The sequence below is a fragment of the Variovorax paradoxus B4 genome (assembly GCF_000463015.1).
GTDB lineage: Bacteria > Pseudomonadota > Gammaproteobacteria > Burkholderiales > Burkholderiaceae_C > Variovorax > Variovorax paradoxus_E.
Window position 1 is genome coordinate 1797900 of sequence record NC_022247.1, and the last position, 20429, is coordinate 1818328.

Consider the following 20429-nt stretch of genomic DNA (forward strand, 5'->3'; position numbering starts at 1 on the left):
AGTGCTTGCACTGCTCGGCTCAGGCGTTGTTCTGCATCGCGCTGCGGTACCACTCGTGGAACTGCTGCATGCCGTCTTCCATCGGGCTCTGGTAGGGGCCGCTCTCGTCGTCGCCGCGCAGCATGAGCGCGCGGCGGCCGGCGTCCATGCGCTCGGCGATCTCGTCGTCTTCCACGCAGGTTTCCATGTAGGCGGCCTGCTGGGCCTCGACGAATTCGCGCTCGAAGGCCACGATTTCCTCGGGGTAGAAGAACTCGATCATGTTGAGCGTCCTGGTGGGGCTCACCGGATGCAGCGTCGACACGGTGAGCACGTGCGGATACCACTCGACCATCACGTGCGGGTAGTAGGTGAGCCAGATGGCGCCGTACTTGGGCGGCTTGCCTTCGCGGTACTTGAGCAGCTGCTCCTGCCACTTCTGGTAGATGGGGCTGCCCGCGCGGCCGAGCCGGTTGGCCACGCCCACGGTCTGCACCGAGAAGTTGCGGTTGAACTCCCAGCGCAGGTCGTCGCAGGTGACGAAGCTGCCCAGGCCGGGATGGAACGGGCCGACGTGGTAGTCCTCGAGGTAGACCTCGATGAAGGTCTTCCAGTTGTAGTTGCACTCGTGCAGCTCGACCCGGTCGAGCGCGTAGCCCGTGAAGTCGAGGTCGGCACGCGGGCCGAGTTCGGCCATGTCGGCCGCCACGTCGCGCCCGCCGCCGTCGGGGCCGCGTTCGAACAGCAGGCCGTTCCACTCGGTGAGCGGATAGTTGTGCAGGTTGAGGCAGGGGTCCTGCTGGAAGTGCGGCGCGCCGATCAGCGTGCCCGTGGTGCGCGCGTCGCTCGCCGCATAGGTCCAGCGGTGCAGCGGGCACACGATGTTGCCGCCGGTCTGGCTGTCGAGCTGGCCGCGGCCCTGCAGGATCAGCGCCTGCCGGTGGCGGCACACGTTGGAAATGAGTTCCACGCCCTTGGGCGTGTGCACCAGCGCGCGGCCCTGGTGCTCCTGCGGCAGGGTGTGGAAGTTGCCGGGCTCGGGCACGGCAAGCCGGTGGCCCACGTAGCGCGGGCCGTGCGCGAACAGCGTTTGCATTTCGCGCGCATAGAGCGACTCGTCGAAGTACGCGGAAACTGGAAGTTGGCTCGTGGCCTGCTGCAGTTGAAGACTTAAATCAGACATGGAGGACCTGACCAAGCTCCCCACAGGGAGAAAAAAGGAAAAGACGGAAGGCGCCGTCTGGAGGGCGACGGCCCGAAGAGTTGTGCCGGGTTGGCCGGCATGGGAAGCCAGGATTGTACCCAAGGGGGCAGCACAGTGCCCGTGGCGCGCCACATGCCGGCGCCCGTTTGGTTCCCCGCCCTAAAATGCGCGGTTTCACACTCGTTGTCTCGCATGCCCAAGGTCCCTTCTTCCTCCACGTCCAGCCCGGCAGCCACGCCCGACACGGGGCCGCTGCCGGCCAGCTACGAAGCCGGGCTCCAGGAGTTGGAACAATTGGTTGCAGAACTCGAGTCGGGCCAGTTGCCGCTCGACCAGTTGCTCGGCAGCTACCAGCGCGGTGCGGCGCTGCTCGCCTTCTGCCGCGAAAAGCTCCAGGCGGTCGAAGACCAGATCAAGGTGCTCGACGCGGGCAGCCTCAAGCCCTGGACCGCCGAATGAGCGCGGTTAAAGCGGTGGAATGGGATGCTGCACGCCTGGCCAGCTGGAGCGACCCGTACCTGGCGCGCGTCGAGGCGGCGCTTTCGCGCTGGGTCGGCGTCGATGCGCCGGTGCTGCTCGGCGATGCCATGCGCTATGCCGTGCTGGACGGCGGCAAGCGGCTGCGGCCGCTCCTGGTGCTGGCCGCGAGCGAAGCGGTCGGCGGCAATGCGGCTGCGGCGCTGCGCGCGGCCTGTGCAACGGAACTGATCCACGCCTACTCGCTGGTGCACGACGACCTGCCGAGCATGGACAACGACGTGCTGCGGCGTGGCAAGCCCACGGTGCACGTGAAGTTCGGCGAAGCCGATGCGCTGCTGGCCGGCGATGCCTTGCAGGCCCTGGCCTTCGAGCTGCTGACGCCCGACGGCGACGAGATTCCCGCATCGATCCAGGCCATGCTGTGCCGGTTGCTCGCGCGTGCCGCGGGCAGCCAGGGCATGGCGGGCGGGCAGGCCATCGACCTGGCCAGTGTGGGCCTGGCGCTGAACGAAGCGCAGCTGCGCGAAATGCACCGCCTGAAAACCGGCGCGCTGCTGCAGGGCAGCGTCGAGATGGGCGCGGCCTGTGCCGGTGCCGTGGCATCCGATGCGCTGGCCGCCCTGCGCGACTACGGCGCCGCCATCGGCCTGGCGTTCCAGGTGGTCGACGACATTCTCGACGTCACGGCCGATTCGCAGACCCTCGGCAAGACGGCCGGCAAGGATGCGGCCGCCGACAAGCCCACCTATGTTTCGCTGTGGGGCCTCGACGGCGCGCGTGCGCAGGCGAGGCAGCTGCTGGCCGAATCGCTTGCGGCGCTGGACCGCAGCGGCCTTGCCGATACCGCGGCCTTGCGCGCGCTGGCCCACATGGTCGTCGACCGCGACCGATGAACAACTCACAGATGGACAAGAAGACCCACGACGTTCCCATGGCTGCGCTGCTTCCCACGCTTCACGATCCATCCCCGATCCGCCAATTCGACCGCGCCCAGCTCAAGCAGCTGTGCGACGAGGTGCGCGCCTGCGTGCTCGACAACGTCTCGCGCACCGGCGGCCACCTGAGTTCCAACCTCGGCACGGTCGAGCTCACCGTCGCGCTGCACCATGTGTTCAACACGCCGCACGACCGCCTGGTGTGGGACGTGGGCCACCAGACCTATCCGCACAAGATCCTGACCGGCCGGCGCGAGCGCATGCCCACGCTGCGCCAGATCGGGGGCATCTCGGGCTTTCCGCAGCGCAGCGAGAGCGAATACGACACCTTCGGCACGGCGCACTCGTCGACCAGCATCTCGGCTGCGCTCGGCATGGCCATGGCGGCCAAGCAGAAGGGCGAGGACCGCCATTCCGTGGCCATCATCGGCGACGGCGCGCTCACGGCCGGCATGGCCTTCGAGGCGCTCAACAACGCCGGCGTGTGCGACTGCAAGCTGCTGGTGATCCTGAACGACAACGACATGTCGATCAGCCCGCCCGTGGGTGCGCTCAACCGCTACCTCGCGCAGCTGATGAGCGGCAACTTCTACGCCGCGGCCAAGAACGTCGGCAAGAGCGTGCTGCGTGCCGCGCCGCCGCTGTTCGAACTGGCCAAGCGCTTCGAGCAGCATGCCAAGGGCATGGTGGTGCCGGCCACGCTGTTCGAGCAGTTCGGCTTCAACTACGTCGGTCCCATCGACGGCCACGACCTCGATTCGCTGGTGCCCACGCTCGAGAACCTCAAGCACCTGGACGGCCCGCAGTTCCTGCACGTGGTCACCAAGAAGGGGCAGGGCTACAAGCTGGCCGAGGCCGATCCGGTGGCCTACCACGGGCCCGGCAAGTTCGATCCGCAGGTCGGGCTGATCAAGCCCACCGCGGTGGCCAAGCAGACCTTCACGCAGGTCTTCGGCCAGTGGCTGTGCGACATGGCCGCACACGACGGCCGGCTGGTGGGCATCACGCCGGCCATGCGCGAAGGCTCGGGGCTGGTCGAGTTCGAGCAGCGCTTTCCCGACCGGTACTACGACGTCGGCATTGCCGAACAGCATGCCGTCACCTTCGCGGCGGGCCTGGCCTGCGAAGGCCTGAAGCCCGTGGTGGCGATCTACTCGACCTTCCTGCAGCGCGCCTACGACCAGCTGATCCACGACGTCGCGATCCAGAACCTGCCGGTGGTGTTCGCGCTCGACCGCGCCGGCCTCGTGGGCGCCGACGGCGCCACGCACGCGGGCGCCTACGACATCCCGTTCCTGCGCTGCATTCCCAACATGAGCATTGCCTGCCCGGCCGACGAGCGCGAGTGCCGCCAGCTGCTGTCGAGCGCCTACGAGCAGAACCACCCGGTGGCCGTGCGTTATCCGCGCGGGGCCGGCGCCGGCGTGGTGCCGCACCTCGCGCTCGACGCGCTGCCGTTCGGCAAGGGCGAAGTGCGCAGGGAGGGCCAGCGCATCGCCATCCTCGCCTTCGGCACCCTGCTGTACCCGGCGCTCACGGCGGCCGAATCGCTCGACGCCACGGTGGTCAACATGCGCTGGGCCAAGCCGCTCGACGTCGAGCTGCTGCTGAAGGTGGCGGGCACGCACGACGCCATCGTCACGCTCGAAGAGGGGGCCGTCATGGGCGGCGCGGGCAGTGCGGTGCTCGAGGCACTGCAGGCGGCCAACGTGCAAAGGCCGGTGCTGCAACTGGGCCTGCCCGACCGCTTCATCGAGCATGGCGATCCGGGCAAATTGCTCGCGTCGATCGGGCTCGATGCGGCCGGCATTGCCGCCTCGATCACGCAGCGCTTCGGTGCCGCCGCAGGGTAAACCCCCGCCGGCCGCGTGTAAGCGCGTTTTTACAATAAGCAAGACTTACAAAAGTCCTCGACGCGGCCACAAGCCGCGTTTCGTTTTTTCCAATGCACTCGGAGTGAATTCAATGGATCGTCGTTCCCTCATCAAAAACGCCGGCATCGCTGGCGTTCTGGCCGCCGGCATTGCGCCCGCAGTTCATGCGCAGGCGGCCGTCCGCTGGCGCCTGGCATCGAGCTTTCCCAAGTCGCTCGACACCATCTACGGCGGCGCGGAGGTCTTCGCCAAGGCGGTCAGGGCCATGTCGGGCGGCAAGTTCGAAATCTCGGTTCATGCCGGCGGCGAGCTGATGCCTCCCTTCGGCGTGGTGGACGGCGTGCAGAACGGCTCGGTCGAGATGTGCCACACCGTGCCCTACTACTTCTACGGCAAGAACCCCGCATTCGCGCTGGGCTCGGCCATTCCGTTCGGCCTGAACTCGCGCCAGATGAACGCGTGGATGATGCACGGCAACGGCCGCAAGCTCATGAACGAGTTCTACGCCAAGTACAACATGCTGAGCTTTGCCGGCGGCAACACGGGCTGCCAGATGGGCGGCTGGTACCGCAAGGAAATCAAGTCGCCGGCCGATTTCAAGGGCATGAAGATGCGCCTGGGCGGCGGCCTCATCGGCGACGTCATGACCAAGCTGGGCGCGGTGCCGCAGAGCATCCCCGGCGGCGAGATCTACCAGTCGCTCGAAAAGGGCACGCTGGATGCCGCCGAATGGGTCGGCCCCTATGACGACCAGAAGCTCGGCTTCAACAAGGTGGCACCGTTCTACTACTACCCCGGCTGGTGGGAAGGCGGTCCGGAAGTGGACTTCTTCATCAACCAGAAGGCGTTCGACGGCCTCTCGGCCGAGAACAAGGCCATCGTGGAAGCGGCTGCCGCCGTGGCTTCGTCCGACATGCTCGCCAAGTACGACGCGCTGAACCCCACCGCGCTGAAGCAGCTGGTGGCGTCCAAGACCAAGGTGCTGCCGTTCTCGCAGGCCGTGCTTGACGCCTCCTTCAAGGCCTCGATGGAAGTGTTCGCGGAGAACGACGCCAAGAGCCCAGAGTGGAAGAAGATCTACGCCGACCTGCGCACGTTCCAGCGCGACCAGGTGCTGTGGTTCCGCTTCGCCGAGTCGGCCTTCGACAGCTTCATGTCCAAGCAGAAGCTCTGATCCGCGGGCTTCGGCCCGGCCAAAGAAAAGCCCGCGTCACGCGGGCTTTTTTTCGTGTGCGGCCCGCGCGTTGCGCGGGCCTGGAACCAGGGGACGGGCTACTTCTTCTTGTCCCGCTCCATCGATTCCAGCATGGCCTTCATCGGATCCTCCTCGGCCGCCGGGGCCGCCACGCCGTCCCCGGGTGCCGAGGCCCCGGTTTCGGGCGCAGGTGCCGGTGCGCCACCCGCATCGGGCGCCGGCACTTCGGGCGCCGGCACCTCGGGCGTGGAGCCCGGCATGTTGGCTTCCATCTCGCGCATGACCTTGTCGAGGTCATAGACCTCTTTCTTGTCCAGCCCGCTCGACACGATGCCCGGGAACGCAATGATCAGGCCGACCATCGTGAGCTGGATCAGCAGGAACGGCACGGCGCCCCAGTAGATCTGCATGGTGGTGACGGGCTCGATCTGCTTGCCCGTGACTCGGTCCTTGTAGGCCTTGGTCGGCGCCACGCTGCGCAGGTAGAACAGCGCAAAGCCGAATGGCGGATGCATGAACGAAGTCTGCATGTTCACCGCCAGCAGCACGCCGAACCAGATCAGGTCGATGCCCAGCTTGTCGGCCACCGGTGCCAGCAGCGGCACCACGATGAACGACAGCTCGAAGAAGTCGAGGAAGAACGCCAGGAAGAACACCATGACGTTCACCACGATCAGGAAGCCCAGCTGGCCGCCCGGTACCTTGGCCAGCAGGTGCTCCACCCAGCGCGGACCGTCCACGCCCTGGAACACCAGGCCGAAGATCGTGGCGCCGATCAGGATGAACACCACGAAGCACGACAGCTTGGTGGTGGTGTTGAGCGCCTGCTTGAGCAGCGACATGCTCATTCGCCGGCGCACCGTGGCCATGATGAGCGCACCCATGGCACCCATCGCGCCGCCTTCGGTCGGCGTGGCAACGCCCAGGAAGATGGTGCCGAGCACGAGGAAGATCAGCAGCAGCGGGGGAATGAGCACGAAGGTCACGCGCTCCGCCATGCGCGAGAGCAGGCCCAGGCGCGTGACGCGGTTGATGACGGCAATGACCAGCGCCAGCAGCACGCCGGCGCACATCGACACCACGATGGTCTCGTCGGTGGCCACGCTCGTGACTTCTTCGCCCTTCCACCAGGTATGGATGTCGGCAATGTGCCGGGCGAACCATACCGAGGCCACGACGCAGACCGCGGTGAGCACCAGCAGCGAGGGGCCGCCGCTCTTGCCGTTGTCCTCGCGCAGCGTGCGCGCTTCCGGCGGCAGGGCCGGCACCCACGAGGGCTTGAACAGGGCGAGCAGGATCACGTAGCCCGCATACATGCCCATCAGCAGGAAGCCGGGCAGGAAGGCGCCCTTGTACATGTCGCCGACGCTGCGGCCGAGCTGGTCGGCCAGGATGATCAGCACCAGAGAAGGCGGAATGATCTGTGCCAGCGTGCCCGAGGCCGCGATCACCCCTGTCGCCAGGCGCCGGTCGTAGCCGTAGCGCATCATGATCGGTAGCGAAATCAGGCCCATCGAGATCACCGAAGCCGCCACCACGCCCGTGGTGGCCGCGAGCAGCGCACCCACGAACACCACGGCCAGCGCGAGGCCGCCGCGGATCGGGCCGAACAGCTGGCCGATGGTCTCGAGCAGGTCTTCGGCCATGCCGCTGCGCTCGAGGATCAGCCCCATGAGCGTGAAGAACGGAATCGCCAGCAGCGTGTCGTTCTGCATGATGCCGAAGAGCCGCAGCGGCATGGCCTGCAACAGGGCTTCGGGCAACAGCCCGAGCTCGATGCCGACGAAGCCGAAGAACAGCCCGCAGGCGCCGAGGCTGAAGGCAACCGGGAAACCGACCAGCAGAAAGCAGATCAGGCCCGCAAACATCAGCGGGGCGTAGTTCTGAACAATGAATTCCATGATGTTCCGCTTCAGCTGGATTTGGTTTGGGCTTCGGCCAGCCGGCGGATCGACTCGGCAAGCTCTTCCTCAGCCGTTTTTTCTCCCCGCTTCGACGTCGGATCTTCGATCCGGCCCTGGAGGAAGGCGATGCGCTTGATCAGCTCGGACCACCCCTGCAGCATCAGCAGGGAGAAGCCCAGCGGGATCATCGCGTAGACCGGCCAGCGCAGCAGGCCCCCGGCGTTGTTCGACACCTCGCCCGAGCGGTAGCCCTGCAGGAAGAATGGAATGCCATACCAGAGGATGGCAAAGCAGAACGGCGTGAGAAAGAAGACGAAGCCGATGATGTCGACCCAGATCTGTCCGCGCTTGGACAGGCGGCTGACAAGCACGTCGACCTTCACGTGTTCCTGGTTCAGCAGCGTGTAGCCTGCGGCAATCAGGAACGATGCGGCGAACAGGTACCACTGCACTTCGAGATACGCGTTGGAGCTGACATTGAAGACCTTGCGAACCACCGCGTTGACGGCGCTGATGACGGTGGACGCCAGGATGAGCCAGATCACGTACTTGCCGATCTGGCCATTGAGCCAATCGACCGCGCGCGAAAATCTGAGCAGGAAATTCATGCTCTTCTCCAGAGAGGAAATGGATGCTTGGATGCAAAAGCGGGCCGGCTCCCGCCGGCGAGCGGCGGTCCGGGGGCTTTCGGCGGACGCGCGATTTTATCGGCGCGGGAAGCCGTTTTCGGACCAGGCCGGGCGGTGTATTCCCGTAGGCGCGGGGCGCAATGCGCCGCGATGGTGCGGCGGCTCGCCATAATGAAACATGCCGTCGTCGTTGCCGCCCCTGCTGCCCGCGGGCTTGCCGCATTCCATCGAGTCGCCCGACATGCAGCGGGCGGGCCGGGAACTGCTGTCGCTGGCCCTGATCGATGCGCGCAACCACACGCTTCACCTGTTGTCGCTCTACGAAGAGGCGCTGGGCTCGCCCGCGCTCGCGGTGGCGCGCACGGACGATGCGGGTGTGGTGCCGCCGGTCTGGCTGGCCGGGCACATCGGCTGGTTTGCCGAGTGGTGGATCGGGCGCAACACCCAGCGCGCCTTCGGCGCCGATTGCCCGGTGCGGCCGACCCGGCTGGCCGCCATAGAGCCCGGTGCCGACGACTGGTGGAATCCGGCCCAGGTACCGCCCGCGCAGCGCTGGTCGCCTGGCCTGCCGGACCTTGGCCAGACCAAGGCCTACCTGCTCGAAACGCTGGAGAGCACGCTCGAACTGCTCGAGCATGCGGCCGAGACCGATCCGGGACTGTACTTCTACCGCCTCGCGCTCTTCCATGAAGACCTGCGCGGCGAGCAGTTCATCGTGATGGCGCAGACCCTGGGGCTGCCGCTGGGCATCGAGCCGATGCCCACGGCCGTCACGCGCGAGCCGCTGCTGCTGCCGGCAACCCAATGGGAGCTCGGCCTGCCCGATGGCTGCGGATTCGCCTTCGCGCAGGAGCAGGGCGCGCACCGGGTCGACGTGCCCGAGTTCGAGATCGACGCCCAGCCGGTAACCTGGAACCAGTTCATCGAATTCGTCGACGAAGGCGGCTACGACCGCAAGGAGTTCTGGCATCCGGAAGGCTGGCAATGGCTGGCCTCGCAGATCGAAGGGCGCCGCGGGCCGCGCCATGTCGAGCAGATCGGCGCCGCGCGAAATGGCACCGGCGGCTCGGTGCTGCAGCACCGTTTTGGTGCCACCGTGCGTGCGGCCGGCCACCACAGCGCGGTGCACCTGAGCTGGTGGGAGGCCGATGCCTGGGCGCGCTGGGCCGGCCGGCGCATCGCGACCGAGGTCGAATGGGAGATTGCGGCGCACACGGCGGCCCGGCGCGGTTTTCGCTGGGCCGACGTGCATGAATGGACGGCTGGCACGCTGCGGCCCTGGCCCGGCTTTCGCGCCGATCCGTGGAGCGCGGGCAGCGAGTTCGATCCCGTGCCCGCATTCGGCGAAGCACGCGTGCTGCGCGGTGCCTCGTTCGCGACCCGCTCGCGTTTGCGTTCGCCGCGCCGCCGGGGCTTTGCGCTGCCGGGCCGTGACGACGGTTTTTTCGGCTTCCGGACCTGCAGTCTGTGACTCACCCCCTGAGCGGCACACTTCGTGCAGCCGCCTCCGCGGTGTTTCCCGAATGGGGTCAGCGAGGATGCGGGTCTGACGACAGCGGCGGCGCCACTTCCTCCAGCGGCTTGCACTCCGCATCGGCCGCATAGCGCAGCGCCAGCAACCCCGCGACGATGACCAGCGTGGCGCCGATCGCGTAGCCCACCATCACCGCGCCTCGGCTCCCGGTTTCGATCAGGACGCCGAACAGCACAGGCGCCACGAAGCCGCCCGCGCCCATGCCGATGGCGTAGAAGATCGCGATGGCCATGGCCCGCATCTCGAGCGGGAACACTTCGCTGACCGTGAGGTAGGCGGAACTCGCCGCGGCCGAGGCCAGGAAGAACACCGCCGACCAGCACAGCGCCTGGCTGCGCGCATCGAGCCAGCCCATCATGAAGGCCCAGCCGGTGAACGCGAGCCCCACGCCCGCGAGCACGTAGGTCAGCGCGATCATCTTGCGCCGGCCCACGCTGTCGAACAGCGGACCCAGCAGCAGCGGCCCGAGCACGTTGCCGAGCGCGAACGGAAAGATGTAGAGCGCCACGTTGTCCTCGGCCACGCCGTAGAAGCGCGTGAGCACCAGCGCATAGGTGAAGAAGATCGCGTTGTAGAAGAAGGCCTGCGAAACCATCAGCGCCACCGCGACCACGCTGCGCGCGCGGTAGCGGCGCAGCAGCACATGCGCCACCTCGCCCATCGACGGGCTGCGGTGGTGCCCGCCGGCATACGTCACGCGGCCTTCCGCCAGCGCCAGCGGGCCGTGCTGTGCGCGAACCTCGGCCTCGATGGTCTCGACGATGCGCAGCGCCTCGTCGGCACGGCCATGCAACATCAGCCAGCGCGGGCTTTCGGGCACGTGGCGCCGCACCAGCAGGATGGCCACCGCCAGTACCGCGCCCAGCGCGAAACCCACGCGCCAGCCCCATACCGGACCGATCACGCGCGGATCGAGCAGCACCAGGCTGAGCCCGGCACCCAGCGCCGCGCCGATCCAGAAGCTGCCGTTGATTGCGAGGTTGACGCGGCCGCGCACGCGCGCCGGAATGAGCTCGTCGATGGCCGAGTTGATGGCCGCGTATTCGCCGCCGATGCCCAGGCCCGTGATGAAACGGCAGAGTGCAAAAAAAGCGAAGTTCGGCGAGAACGCGGTGGCCAGCGTGCCCAGGGTGTAGACCACCAGCGTGACCAGGAACAGCTTCTTGCGCCCGAGCCGGTCGGTCAGGCGGCCGAAGAGCAGGGCGCCGATCACCGCGCCCGCGATGTAGATCGAGCCCGACCAGCCGATCTCGCCGGCGCTGAGCCCCAGCGTGTCGGGCCTCTCGAGCACGGCGCCGATCGAGCCGACCAGCGTTACCTCGAGGCCGTCGAGCACCCAGGCCACGCCGAGGGCGATCACCACGCGCCAGTGCCAGCGCGACCAGGGCAGGCGGTCGAGACGGGCGGGAATGTCGCTGTGCACCGCAGCTGTCATGGGCTCAACCTTAACCCATGCGCCCGGACGGCCTCTTCAATGCCCGTGTGCCTTCTCGCGCTGGAAGGTCCACCAGGGCAGCAGCGCGCGCAGCGACTGCACCTCGCCGCTGTCGGCGGCTTCGTAGCCGGGCAGCGTCCCCAGCAGGTGCTGCCAGTTCGCGCTGCGCAGCACCGCCACCAGCGCCTGGAGGGCGGGCTGGTCGAGCGCCGACTTGAGGCAGGCCAGGTGATAGCGCTCGCGCACCAGGGGCACGAAGTCGAGCCCTTCGGCGTGGGCGGCCGACTCGAGCCCGAGCCCGGCATCGGCCTGCCCGGACGCCACGGCATGCGCGACGGCGGCATGCGAGGTTTCGCAGCGTTCATAGCCCGTGAGCGCAGGGGCATCGAGCCCGGCCTGCGCCAGCAGCTCGTCCAGCAGCACGCGCGTGCCGGTGCCGATGGCCCGATTGACGTAGCGCGCGCGCAGCCGCGCCACGTCGGCCAGCGAGCGCAGGTTGAGCGGATTGCCCGGCGCCACGAGCAGGCCCTGCGTGCGCCGCGCGAATCCGATCAGCTTGTGCTGCCCGGGCTTGAGCAGCGGCTGGTACGTGCGCTGGGCCAGCGAGCCGCGCGGCGGATGCTCCAGCGTGTGAAAGCCCGCCATCACGCAGCGGCCCTGGTTGAGCGCGCGGATCGCATCGACGCTGCCGGTGAATTGGATGTCCAGGTGCAGCTGCGCGGTGCCCGCCGCATGGGTGCGCAGCAGCGCGAGTGCATCGTCGTGGCTCGCCTGCAGGCTCAGCACATGGGTGCGGTCGTCGAAGGCCAGGGCGAAGGCGCGCTCGAGTTCGGCATGCAGCGCCTCGATCTGCGGCGCCAGCCGGGCCTGGGCCTGGCGCTCGGCCCACAGCAGCTTGTCGCCGAATTCGGAAAGCTGCGCGCGCTGGCCCCGCTCACCCTGCACCAGGGGATGGCCGAGCGCCTGTTCCCAGTGCTTCAGCTCGCCCCACACGTGGCGGTAGGACAGGTCGAGCGCGCGCGACGCGGCCGAGATGGAGCCGTGCTCGCGCACCGCCTGCAGGATCTGCATCAGCGGATTGCGGATCTGCCGCGATCCGTTGCGGCGGGGCCGGATCGCGTAGGAAAGGTCGATCTGTTGCACGGGGGCTGGCGGGAAATGGAGGCCGGCTCATTATGCAGAGCCGTCCATTGCCTGCCTGCCGTGCGTCAGGCTGTTTCTGCGAGGGCGTCGGCCAGGGCGTTGACGAGGCGGTCGATCTCGGCCTTCTCGGAAATGAAGGGCGGTGCGAGCTGGATCGTGTCGCCGCCGTAGCGCACGTAGAAGCCCTTCTTCCAGCAGTTCATGGCGATCTCGTACGGGCGGCGTGCCGGCTCCCCCGGCAGGGCGGCGATCGTGATGCCCGCCGCCAGGCCGTAGTTGCGGATGTCCGTCACGTGCTTGCTGCCCTTGAGGCTGTGCACCGCGTTCTCGAAGTGTGGCGCGAGCGCCTGCACGCGGCCGATCATGTCTTCCTTCTGCAGCACGTCGAGCGCCGCGATGCCGGCGGCGCAGGCCACCGGGTGCGCGCCGTAGGTGTAGCCGTGCGGGAATTCGAGCATGTAGTCGGGCCCGCCGGCCGCCATGAAGGTGTCGTAGATCTCCTTGCTGGCGATCACCGCGCCCATCGGCTGCGCGCCGTTGGTCACCTGCTTGGCGATGTTCATGATGTCGGGCGTCACGCCAAAGGCTTCGGCACCCGTGAGCGCGCCGCAGCGGCCGAAACCGGTGATGACCTCGTCGAAGATCAGGAGGATGTTGTTGGCGGTGCAGATGTCGCGCAGGCGCTTCAGGTAGCCCTTGGGCGGAATCACCACGCCGGCCGAGCCCGCGAAGGGCTCCACGATCACGGCCGCGATGTTCGACGCATCGTGCAGCGCGATCAGGTCGAGCAGGCGGTCGGCCAGCTCGGCGCCGTTCTCCGACATGCCGCGCGTGAAGGCGTTGCCTGCAATCTGCGTGTGCGGCAGGTGGTCCGCTTCCACGCCCTGGCCGAAGAGCTTGCGGTTGGCCGCGATGCCGCCCACCGAGATGCCGCCGAAGTTGACGCCGTGGTAGCCCTTTTCGCGGCCGATCAGGCGCGTCTTGCTCGCGAGACCCTTGGTGCGCCAGTAGGCGCGCGCCATCTTGAGCGAGGTGTCGGCGGCTTCGGAGCCCGAGCCGGTGAAGAACACGTAGTCCAGCCCCGCGGGCGTGAGCTCCTTGAGCTTGTTGGCTAACTCGAACGAGAGCGGATGGCCGAACTGGAAGGCGGGCGAGTAGTCGAGCCTGGCGATCTGGCGGCTCACCGCCTCGGTGATCTCGGGGCGGCCGTGGCCGAGGCCCGAGCACCACAGGCCCGAGAGGCCGTCGAAGATCTTGCGGCCGTCGCCATCGGTGAAGTAGGCGCCCTTGGCCTCCACGATCATGCGCGGATCGGCCTTGAAGTTGCGGTTGCCGGTGTAGGGCATCCAGTGCGCGTCGAGCCAGGCGGCGTCGGTGCGCAGGGCGGGCGTCGGTTCGATGGCGGGCGTTGCAAGGGTCATGGCGCTTCCCGCGCAGGGCGGGCTCCAAAAGGGTGATGAGGTACACCGATTGTTGGCAGAGCCTTCAGTGTGGAGAATGGCGCAATATCAATGTTCACTTGACACTTTATGCAAGTAAAGGCGAAAGCCCAAAACAGTGCTCGCAACCGTGCCGTCTTGGGGCAGCTCAGCGACATGGACCTGCGCCTGCTCAAGGTGTTCAAGAGCGTGGTCGACTGCGGCGGCATGGCGGCGGCGGAGCTGGAGCTCAACATCGGCACCTCCACCGTGAGCCGGCACGTGAAGGACCTGGAAACCCGGCTCGGCCTGGTGCTGTGCCGGCGCGGCCGGGCCGGCTTCGCGCTCACGGCCGAGGGCCAGCGCGTGTACGACGAGACGCTGCGCCTGCTGGCCTCGGTCGACGCCTTTCGCGGCAGCATCGACGACATCCACAACCGCATGGGCGGCCAGCTCGACGTGGCGCTGTTCGACAAGACGGCCACCAACCCGAAGGCGCGCATCGGCGAAGCCATCGCGCGCTTCACCGAACTTGCGCCAGAGGTGAACTTGGCGGTGCATGTGGGCTCGATCAACGCCATAGAGCAGGGCGTGCTCGAAGGCAACTTCCAGATCGGCATCATCCCGGCGCACCGCGCCTCGAAGAGCCTGGTGTACGCCGACCTGTTCGACGAGACGATGCTGCTGTATTGCGGCGCGGGGCATCCGCTCTTCGGCAGCAGCCACGCAAAGCTCACGTGGGCGAAGCTGCGCGAGCATCACTTCGCGGGCCTGGGCTACCACTCGCCCAACATGGAACTGAGCCACCGCGCCAGGCTGTCGCGCAGGGCCACGGGCTTCGACCAGGAGGCGATTGCGACGCTGATTCTTTCGGGGCGCTTCCTGGGCTTTCTGCCTGACCACTATGCGCAGGTGTTCGAGCAGCGCGGGCTGATGAAGGCCGTGCTGCCGGCGCGGTTCAACTACGCGTGCCGGTTCGTGAGCTTGCTGCGGCGGTCGCCGAAGCCTTCACGGGCGGTGCTGGCGTTTCAGGAGTGCCTGGAGAAGGCGCATGCCTGAATTCGGGGTGCGATCACGCCGGACGGGAGCGTGATTCAGAGCAGTCGTTGATCGGCGGTACTCCACCAGCGTGCCCACGGTGGCCTCGTGCACCCGCCCTGAAAACCGATTCGACTACCGCTGCCCGCCGCCAGGCAGCAACAGATGCTTGGCGCCGATGTGCGCCTCCATCTCGTGCATGTGCGCCTCGGCATCGACCATGTGCTCGGCCATCAGGCGGCGCACGGTTTCGGCGTCTTCGCGGCGGTAGGCGTCGAGCAACTGGGTGTGATAGTCGACGTTGGCCTCGCCGAAATGGTGGTGGTCCAGCGCCTTCTTGTAGACCACGAGGTCGCGCAGCAGGTCGTTGAGGAAGCGGCACATGAAGGACAGCACCGGATTGGGGCAGGCCTCGGCCAGCATGGTGTGAAACGCGAGCTCGGCCTCGCGCTGCGTGCGCAGTTCGTCCTCGTTGGTGGGCTCTATCGTGCAAAGGCGCACGTTGGCTTCGAGCCGCTCGAACTGCTCGGGCGTCAGCCTGCCGACGACGCTCACGGCCAGCTCGGGCTCCAGCACCTTGCGCAGCTGGTAGATGTGGTGCCCGTCCAGGTGGTGAAAGTGCAGGAAGTTGCGCAGCGGCTCCGACGCATGGTCGACCGACACCTGCTGCAGGTAGGCGCCGCCGCCGGGGCCGGTGCGGATGGAGACCAGCCCGCGCACCTCCAGCGCCTTCAACGCCTCGCGCACCGTGCTCTTCGAATAGCCGAAGAGCTCGATCAGTTCCTTCTCGTTCGGCAGCCGGTCGCCGGGCTGCTTGCGCTCGGCAACGATCCAGCGCTTGACGTCCTCGACGATGACGTCGGAGAGCTTCTGCCGTTTGGCACGGGTGTGTCCAAAGGTCATGGCGTCCTGCGTCGATTTCATGCGTAAAGGGTCATTTCGGGGTGATGAGGGGCTCTGAGCAGGTATCGGGCCCGGACCTGCCGGATTTTGGCACGGCCATTGCTAGCGGGTTTTTACCAGCATATTAATCATATTTATCCGCTTAAATTCGTTGCCGACTTCAGGCAGCACCTTTCTCTTCCCTCCCATCCACGTCCGGAGAATCCCATGCAACGCAGACACCTTCTTCAGCTCGCCGCCCTGTCGGCCGCTCCCGCCTCGCTCCTGGCCGGCCGCGCGGCCTTCGCCCAATCGGCCGATGCGATCCGCTTCGGCTGCCCGGTTCCGATGTCGGGCGCCTTCGCGGCCAACGGCAAGTTCGCCGACCTGGGCATGAAGCTGGCCATCGAGCAGTACGGCAGCGTGCTGAAGCGCCCGCTGGCCTACACGGTGCTCGACACCGAAGGCAAGCCGGCCACAGCGGTGCGCAAGGTGCAGGAAGCCTCGCAGCAGCAGGGCGCCAAGTTCTTCGCGGGCGGCATCCTGTCGTCCGAAGCGCTGGCCATGGGCAAGGAGGCCGAGAAGGCCGGCGGCGTCTTCATCACCACCGCGGGTGCGGACGAGATCACGGGCAAGGACTGCAACCCGGCCACCTTCCGCTGGTCGGTGCCCACCTTCGGCGCCATCGAGCAGACGGTGCGCCCGCTGATCGCCACCATGCCGAAGGCCAAGCGCTGGTACACCATCACGCCGCAGTACGTGTTCGGCGAAGGCCTGCTGGGCGCGGCCAAGAACATCTTCCAGGAGAAGGGCATCGAGCACGTGGGCAACAGCTACCACTCGCTCAATGAGAAGGAGTTCAGCGGCTATCTCACCAACGCCATGGCCGCCAAGCCCGACGTGCTGCTGCTGCTGAACTTCGGCGCACAGTCGTCGGCCGCGCTGCGCCAGGCGGTGAGCTTCGGCATGCACAAGAACATGACGATCCTCATGGCCTGGGCCTCGGGCCTGGAGCAGTTCGACGAGCTGGGCGCCGACCTGTGCGACGGCGTCTACTTCGGCGCGCAGTACTGGCACACCGCCGACACCACCCTCAACAAGGACCTGGTGAAGCTCACGGCCGACAAGCTCAAGATCGTGCCCAACTACAGCCTGGCGGGCTCGTATGTCTGCACCAAGATCCTCATCGACGGCATCGTGAAGGCGGGCACCGTGGACCAGAAGGCCGTCATCGCGGCGCTCGAAGGCATGAAGTACGAGGGGCTCACGGGCACGGAAGAAATCCGCAAGGCCGACCACCAGGTCATCAAGGACTACTACCTGCTCAAGGGCAAGGCCAAGTCGAAGATGAAGAACCCGGCCGACTATGTGGACGTGGTGAGTTCGGGCAAGTCCTTCCTTGCAGTAGACAAGACCGGCTGCAAGCTGGCCTGAGGCCGCAAAGGACACCGACGCGCGCATGACCGTCTACCTGCTCCAGACCATCAACGGAATCGGCATCGGCATGCTGTATTTCCTGCTGGCCGTTGGCTTGTCCATCGTGTTCGGCCTGCTGCGCTTCGTGAATTTTGCGCACGGGGCTTTCTATCTGCTGGGCGCGTACCTGTGCTTTCAGGCCATGCAATGGGGGCTCGACTTCTGGGCCGCGCTGGTGCTGGTGCCGCTGTGCGTGGGCGCGCTGGGCTGGCTGGCCGAGAAGCTGCTGCTGCGCCGCGTCTATGCCAAGGCGCACGAGTTCCACATTCTCGTGACCGTGGGGCTTGCGCTCGCGGTGCAGGAGATCGTCATCGTGTTCTGGGGGCCGCTCGGCAACAGCGTGGCGACGCCCGAGCTGCTGCAGGGCGTGGTGATGTGGGGCAGCTTCATCTATCCCAAGTACCGGCTGTTCGTGATCGGCTTCACCGCCGTGCTCGCGGTGCTGCTGTGGTGGGTGCTCGAAGGCACGCGCCTGGGCAGCGCGGTGCGCGCGGGCAGCGAATCGACCGAGATGGTGTCGCTGCTCGGCATCAATGTGTTCCGGGTGTTCAGCCTGGTGTTCGCGCTGGGTGCGGCCACCGCGGCACTGGCCGGCGTGCTGGCCGCGCCGATCCGGGGCGCGGAGCCTTTCATGGGCGTGGAGGCGCTCAGCGTGGCTTTCGTGGTGGTGGTGATCGGCGGGCTCGGCAGCTTCGGCGGCGCGCTGGTCGGCGGCCTCTTGATCGGCATCGTGCAGAGCCTCATGAGCACCATCTGGCCGCCGGGCGCGAGCCTGATGATCTATGTCGCGATGGGGGCCGTGCTGCTGTTGCGCCCGCATGGCCTGCTCGGCCGCAGAGGATGAACACCGCCATGCCCAAAAAAATCACTTTCCTGCTGGCGCTCGTCGTTGCGCTGGTCCTGCCGCTGGTGCTGCGCTCGGGTTCGCTCGCGAGCGAGGTGCTGATCTATGCGCTGGCGGCCCTGGGCTGCAACCTGCTGCTGGGCTACACGGGGCTGCTGTCGTTCGGGCAGGGCATCTTCTTCGGGCTGGGCAGCTACACCATCGCGATCCTGCTCACGCGGCTTTCTCTGCCGATGCCGCTTGCCTTGCTTGCGGCCATTGCCATGGGCGCATTGGGCGCGGCGGTGGTCGGCTGGGTCGCGATCCGCCAGCGCGGCACCTATTTCGTGATGCTCACGCTGGCCTTCGCGCAGATGTTCTATTTCGTGGCGTACACCGCTTCGGGACTCACGGGCGGCGACAACGGGCTGCTCGACGTGCCGCGCCCCGCCTTCATGGACACGCCCTGGAAGTACTACGCCTTCGTGGCCGTGATGTTCCTCATCGCCTTCGGCCTGCTGCTGCGCGTGACCGATTCGGTCTTCGGCCGCACGCTGCTCGCCATCCGCGACAACGAGGACCGCGCCGCCGCGGTGGGCTACGACCTCAAGCGCTTCAAGCTGCTGGCCTTCGTGATCTCGGGCGCCGTCACCGGCCTGGCGGGCGGGCTGCACGCCATGATGACCGGCATCGCGCCGCTGTCGAATGCCGAGTACCACACGAGCGAGATGATCCTGGTCATTACCGTGATCGGCGGCACCGGCAACCTGTTTGCCTCGGTGCTGGGCTCGGCCTTCTACGTGCTGCTGGCCGACTGGCTCTCCACGCTGTGGCCGCGGTGGCTGCTGTTGCTGGGGCTCTTGCTGATCGGCGTGAGCATCGGCATGCAGCGCGGCCTCTGGGGCCTGGGCGAAAGCGCATGGCGCCGTGTGTTCCGCAAGGCGCCGCCTTCGGTGGCGGCCGCGCCTGGCGTGAAGGGAGAAAAGGCATGACGCAACCCATCCTGATCGAAGCCATCGGCGTCACCAAGCACTACGGCAAGTTCGCCGCGCTCGGCGGGGTCGACCTGAAGATCAAGCGCAACACCGTGCACTCGGTGATCGGGCCCAACGGCGCCGGCAAGACCACGCTGTTCCACATGCTCACAGGCACCGGCACCACCACGGGCGGCCGCATATTGTTCGACGGCCACGACGTGACGCACGAGCCCGACCACAAGCGCGTGCAGCGCGGCATGGCGCGTTCGTTTCAGGTGACCAGCCTGTTCGCGAGCCTTTCGGTGCGCGAGAACCTGCGCGTGGCGGCGCAGGGCATCGCGCCGCGCCAGGCCATGAACTGCTGGCGCGCGCCGGTCGGCGAACGCGCCTGCGCCGAGACGGTGGCCGAGGTGCTGGAACGCGTGGGCCTGCAGCGGCTGGCCGACGCGTCCGCCAGCGAGCTTTCGCATGGCCAGCAGCGCCGCCTCGAGGTGGGCATGGCACTGGCCGCGAAGCCGAAGGCCATCTTCCTGGACGAGCCGACCTCGGGCATGGGCATCGACGACCTCGACGACATGAAGCGGCTGATCCGCGGCCTGCGCGATGCGCACACCGTGGTGCTGATCGAGCACAACATGAACATCGTGATGGACATCTCCGACACCGTGACCGTGATGCAGCTGGGCCGCGTGCTGGCCGAGGGGCTGCCGGGGGACATCCGGGCCGATGCGCGCGTGCGCACGGCCTACCTGGGCAACATGATCACCGGGGGCAAGGCGTGAGCGCAAAGAACATTCTCGAAGTCGAGGCGCTGCACGCGCACTACGGCAAGAGCCACGTGCTGCAGGGCGTGTCGATGACGGTGGGCGAGGCCGAACTGGTCACGCTGCTGGGCCGCAACGGTGCGGGCAAGTCGACCACGCTCAAGAGCATTGCCGGCGCCGTCACGCCCAGCGGCGGCCGCGTGCGCTTCCAGGGCGCGGACATCGCGGGCCTGCCGCCGCATCGCATTGCCACGCGCGGCGTGTGCCTGGTGCCCGAGCACCGCGGGGTCTTCAAGCTGCTCACGGTGGAAGAAAACCTGCTGCTCGGCCAGCGCCGCGATTCGCCCTGGCAACTGGGCGACATCTACCGCATCTTCCCGCGCCTGAAGGAGCGGCGCCGCAATGGCGGCGGCCAGCTCTCGGGCGGCGAGCAGCAGATGCTGGCCATCGGCCGCGCGCTCATGAACCATCCGCGGCTGCTGATTCTCGACGAGCCGGTCGAAGGGCTCGCGCCGGTCATCGTGGAGGAAATCGTCGCCCAGCTGAAGAGCATCAAGGCGGCCGGCGTGGCCATCCTGCTGGTCGAGCAGAACCTGGAAGTCTGCGTGCAGCTGGCCGACCGCCACTACATCCTCGAGCAGGGCGTGATCGTGCACGAGGCGGGCAACTCCGCCTTCATGGCCGACCACGATGTGAAAGACCGCTATTTGGGCGTGGGCCTTGCTTGAGGCTTCGCGCA

Annotated in this window: 18 protein-coding genes; 11 read left to right on the plus strand and 7 right to left on the minus strand. The window is 67.2% G+C overall.

Annotation, left to right across the window (positions count from 1 at the left end):
* Positions 1-19 precede the first annotated feature (19 nt).
* Complete coding sequence (locus VAPA_RS08215) at positions 20-1162, minus strand: aromatic ring-hydroxylating oxygenase subunit alpha (RefSeq protein ID WP_021006301.1); 1143 nt, start codon at positions 1160-1162, stop codon at positions 20-22.
* Between the two features lie 213 nt (positions 1163-1375).
* On the opposite strand from VAPA_RS08215, the gene VAPA_RS08220 reads away from it, so the two are divergent.
* From VAPA_RS08220 to dctP, 4 genes are all read left to right on the plus strand, one after another.
* Complete coding sequence (locus VAPA_RS08220; RefSeq protein ID WP_021006302.1) at positions 1376-1642, plus strand: exodeoxyribonuclease VII small subunit; 267 nt, start codon at positions 1376-1378, stop codon at positions 1640-1642.
* Positions 1639-2556, plus strand: a complete 918-nt coding sequence (locus VAPA_RS08225; RefSeq protein WP_021006303.1) for a polyprenyl synthetase family protein — start codon at positions 1639-1641, stop codon at positions 2554-2556. Before VAPA_RS08220 ends, VAPA_RS08225 begins: the two co-directional genes overlap by 4 nt.
* Positions 2557-2594: 38 nt before the next feature.
* Positions 2595-4451 carry a 1-deoxy-D-xylulose-5-phosphate synthase gene (dxs, locus tag VAPA_RS08230; protein ID WP_021006304.1) on the plus strand — a complete coding sequence of 619 codons (1857 nt, stop codon included), beginning with the start codon at positions 2595-2597 and terminating at the stop codon, positions 4449-4451.
* Between the two features lie 112 nt (positions 4452-4563).
* A complete protein-coding gene (gene dctP, locus VAPA_RS08235) occupies positions 4564-5646 on the plus strand; it encodes a TRAP transporter substrate-binding protein DctP (protein ID WP_021006305.1) in 1083 nt (360 codons plus the stop codon).
* Positions 5647-5744: 98 nt separating this feature from the next.
* On the opposite strand, the gene VAPA_RS08240 is transcribed toward dctP, so the two are convergent.
* Both VAPA_RS08240 and VAPA_RS08245 read right to left on the minus strand, forming a co-directional pair.
* The gene (locus VAPA_RS08240) at positions 5745-7568 is read right to left on the minus strand and encodes a TRAP transporter large permease (protein ID WP_021006306.1); all 1824 of its coding nucleotides are present in this window, start codon (positions 7566-7568) and stop codon (positions 5745-5747) included.
* Positions 7569-7579: 11 nt separating this feature from the next.
* A complete protein-coding gene (locus VAPA_RS08245) occupies positions 7580-8179 on the minus strand; it encodes a TRAP transporter small permease subunit (protein ID WP_021006307.1) in 600 nt (199 codons plus the stop codon).
* 199 nt (positions 8180-8378) lie between these two features.
* On the opposite strand from VAPA_RS08245, the gene VAPA_RS08250 reads away from it, so the two are divergent.
* Positions 8379-9671 carry an SUMF1/EgtB/PvdO family nonheme iron enzyme gene (locus tag VAPA_RS08250; protein ID WP_021006308.1) on the plus strand — a complete coding sequence of 431 codons (1293 nt, stop codon included), beginning with the start codon at positions 8379-8381 and terminating at the stop codon, positions 9669-9671.
* 58 nt (positions 9672-9729) lie between these two features.
* Here the strand turns inward: VAPA_RS08250 and VAPA_RS08255 are convergent, their stop codons facing one another.
* The 3 genes from VAPA_RS08255 to aptA all read right to left on the minus strand — a co-directional run bounded on the left by VAPA_RS08255 (position 9730) and on the right by aptA (position 13733).
* The gene (locus tag VAPA_RS08255) at positions 9730-11169 is read right to left on the minus strand and encodes an MFS transporter (RefSeq protein ID WP_021006309.1); all 1440 of its coding nucleotides are present in this window, start codon (positions 11167-11169) and stop codon (positions 9730-9732) included.
* Positions 11170-11205: 36 nt separating this feature from the next.
* Complete coding sequence (locus tag VAPA_RS08260) at positions 11206-12312, minus strand: substrate-binding domain-containing protein (RefSeq protein ID WP_021006310.1); 1107 nt, start codon at positions 12310-12312, stop codon at positions 11206-11208.
* Positions 12313-12377: 65 nt separating this feature from the next.
* Entirely contained in the window at positions 12378-13733 is a 1356-nt protein-coding gene (aptA, locus tag VAPA_RS08265) for an omega-aminotransferase AptA (protein ID WP_021006311.1), read from the minus strand.
* A 108-nt stretch (positions 13734-13841) separates the two neighbouring features.
* Between aptA and VAPA_RS08270 the strand changes: the two genes are divergently transcribed.
* On the plus strand, positions 13842-14789 hold the full coding sequence (locus VAPA_RS08270) for a LysR family transcriptional regulator (protein ID WP_021006312.1): 948 nt from the start codon (positions 13842-13844) through the stop codon (positions 14787-14789).
* A gap of 114 nt (positions 14790-14903) precedes the next feature.
* Here VAPA_RS08270 and VAPA_RS08275 read toward each other — a convergent pair whose 3' ends face one another.
* The gene (locus tag VAPA_RS08275; protein ID WP_021006313.1) at positions 14904-15692 is read right to left on the minus strand and encodes a FadR/GntR family transcriptional regulator; all 789 of its coding nucleotides are present in this window, start codon (positions 15690-15692) and stop codon (positions 14904-14906) included.
* 186 nt (positions 15693-15878) lie between these two features.
* Between VAPA_RS08275 and VAPA_RS08280 the strand changes: the two genes are divergently transcribed.
* Genes VAPA_RS08280 through VAPA_RS08300 form a run of 5 tightly spaced genes read left to right on the plus strand, consistent with a single transcriptional unit; the run spans position 15879 to position 20418 of the window.
* Entirely contained in the window at positions 15879-17084 is a 1206-nt protein-coding gene (locus tag VAPA_RS08280) for an ABC transporter substrate-binding protein (RefSeq protein ID WP_021006314.1), read from the plus strand.
* 25 nt (positions 17085-17109) lie between these two features.
* Entirely contained in the window at positions 17110-17970 is an 861-nt protein-coding gene (locus VAPA_RS08285) for a branched-chain amino acid ABC transporter permease (RefSeq protein ID WP_021006315.1), read from the plus strand.
* A gap of 8 nt (positions 17971-17978) precedes the next feature.
* Positions 17979-18941, plus strand: a complete 963-nt coding sequence (locus VAPA_RS08290) for a branched-chain amino acid ABC transporter permease (RefSeq protein WP_021006316.1) — start codon at positions 17979-17981, stop codon at positions 18939-18941.
* Positions 18938-19708, plus strand: a complete 771-nt coding sequence (locus VAPA_RS08295; protein ID WP_021006317.1) for an ABC transporter ATP-binding protein — start codon at positions 18938-18940, stop codon at positions 19706-19708. Before VAPA_RS08290 ends, VAPA_RS08295 begins: the two co-directional genes overlap by 4 nt.
* On the plus strand, positions 19705-20418 hold the full coding sequence (locus VAPA_RS08300) for an ABC transporter ATP-binding protein (RefSeq protein WP_021006318.1): 714 nt from the start codon (positions 19705-19707) through the stop codon (positions 20416-20418). Before VAPA_RS08295 ends, VAPA_RS08300 begins: the two co-directional genes overlap by 4 nt.
* Positions 20419-20429 lie beyond the last annotated feature (11 nt).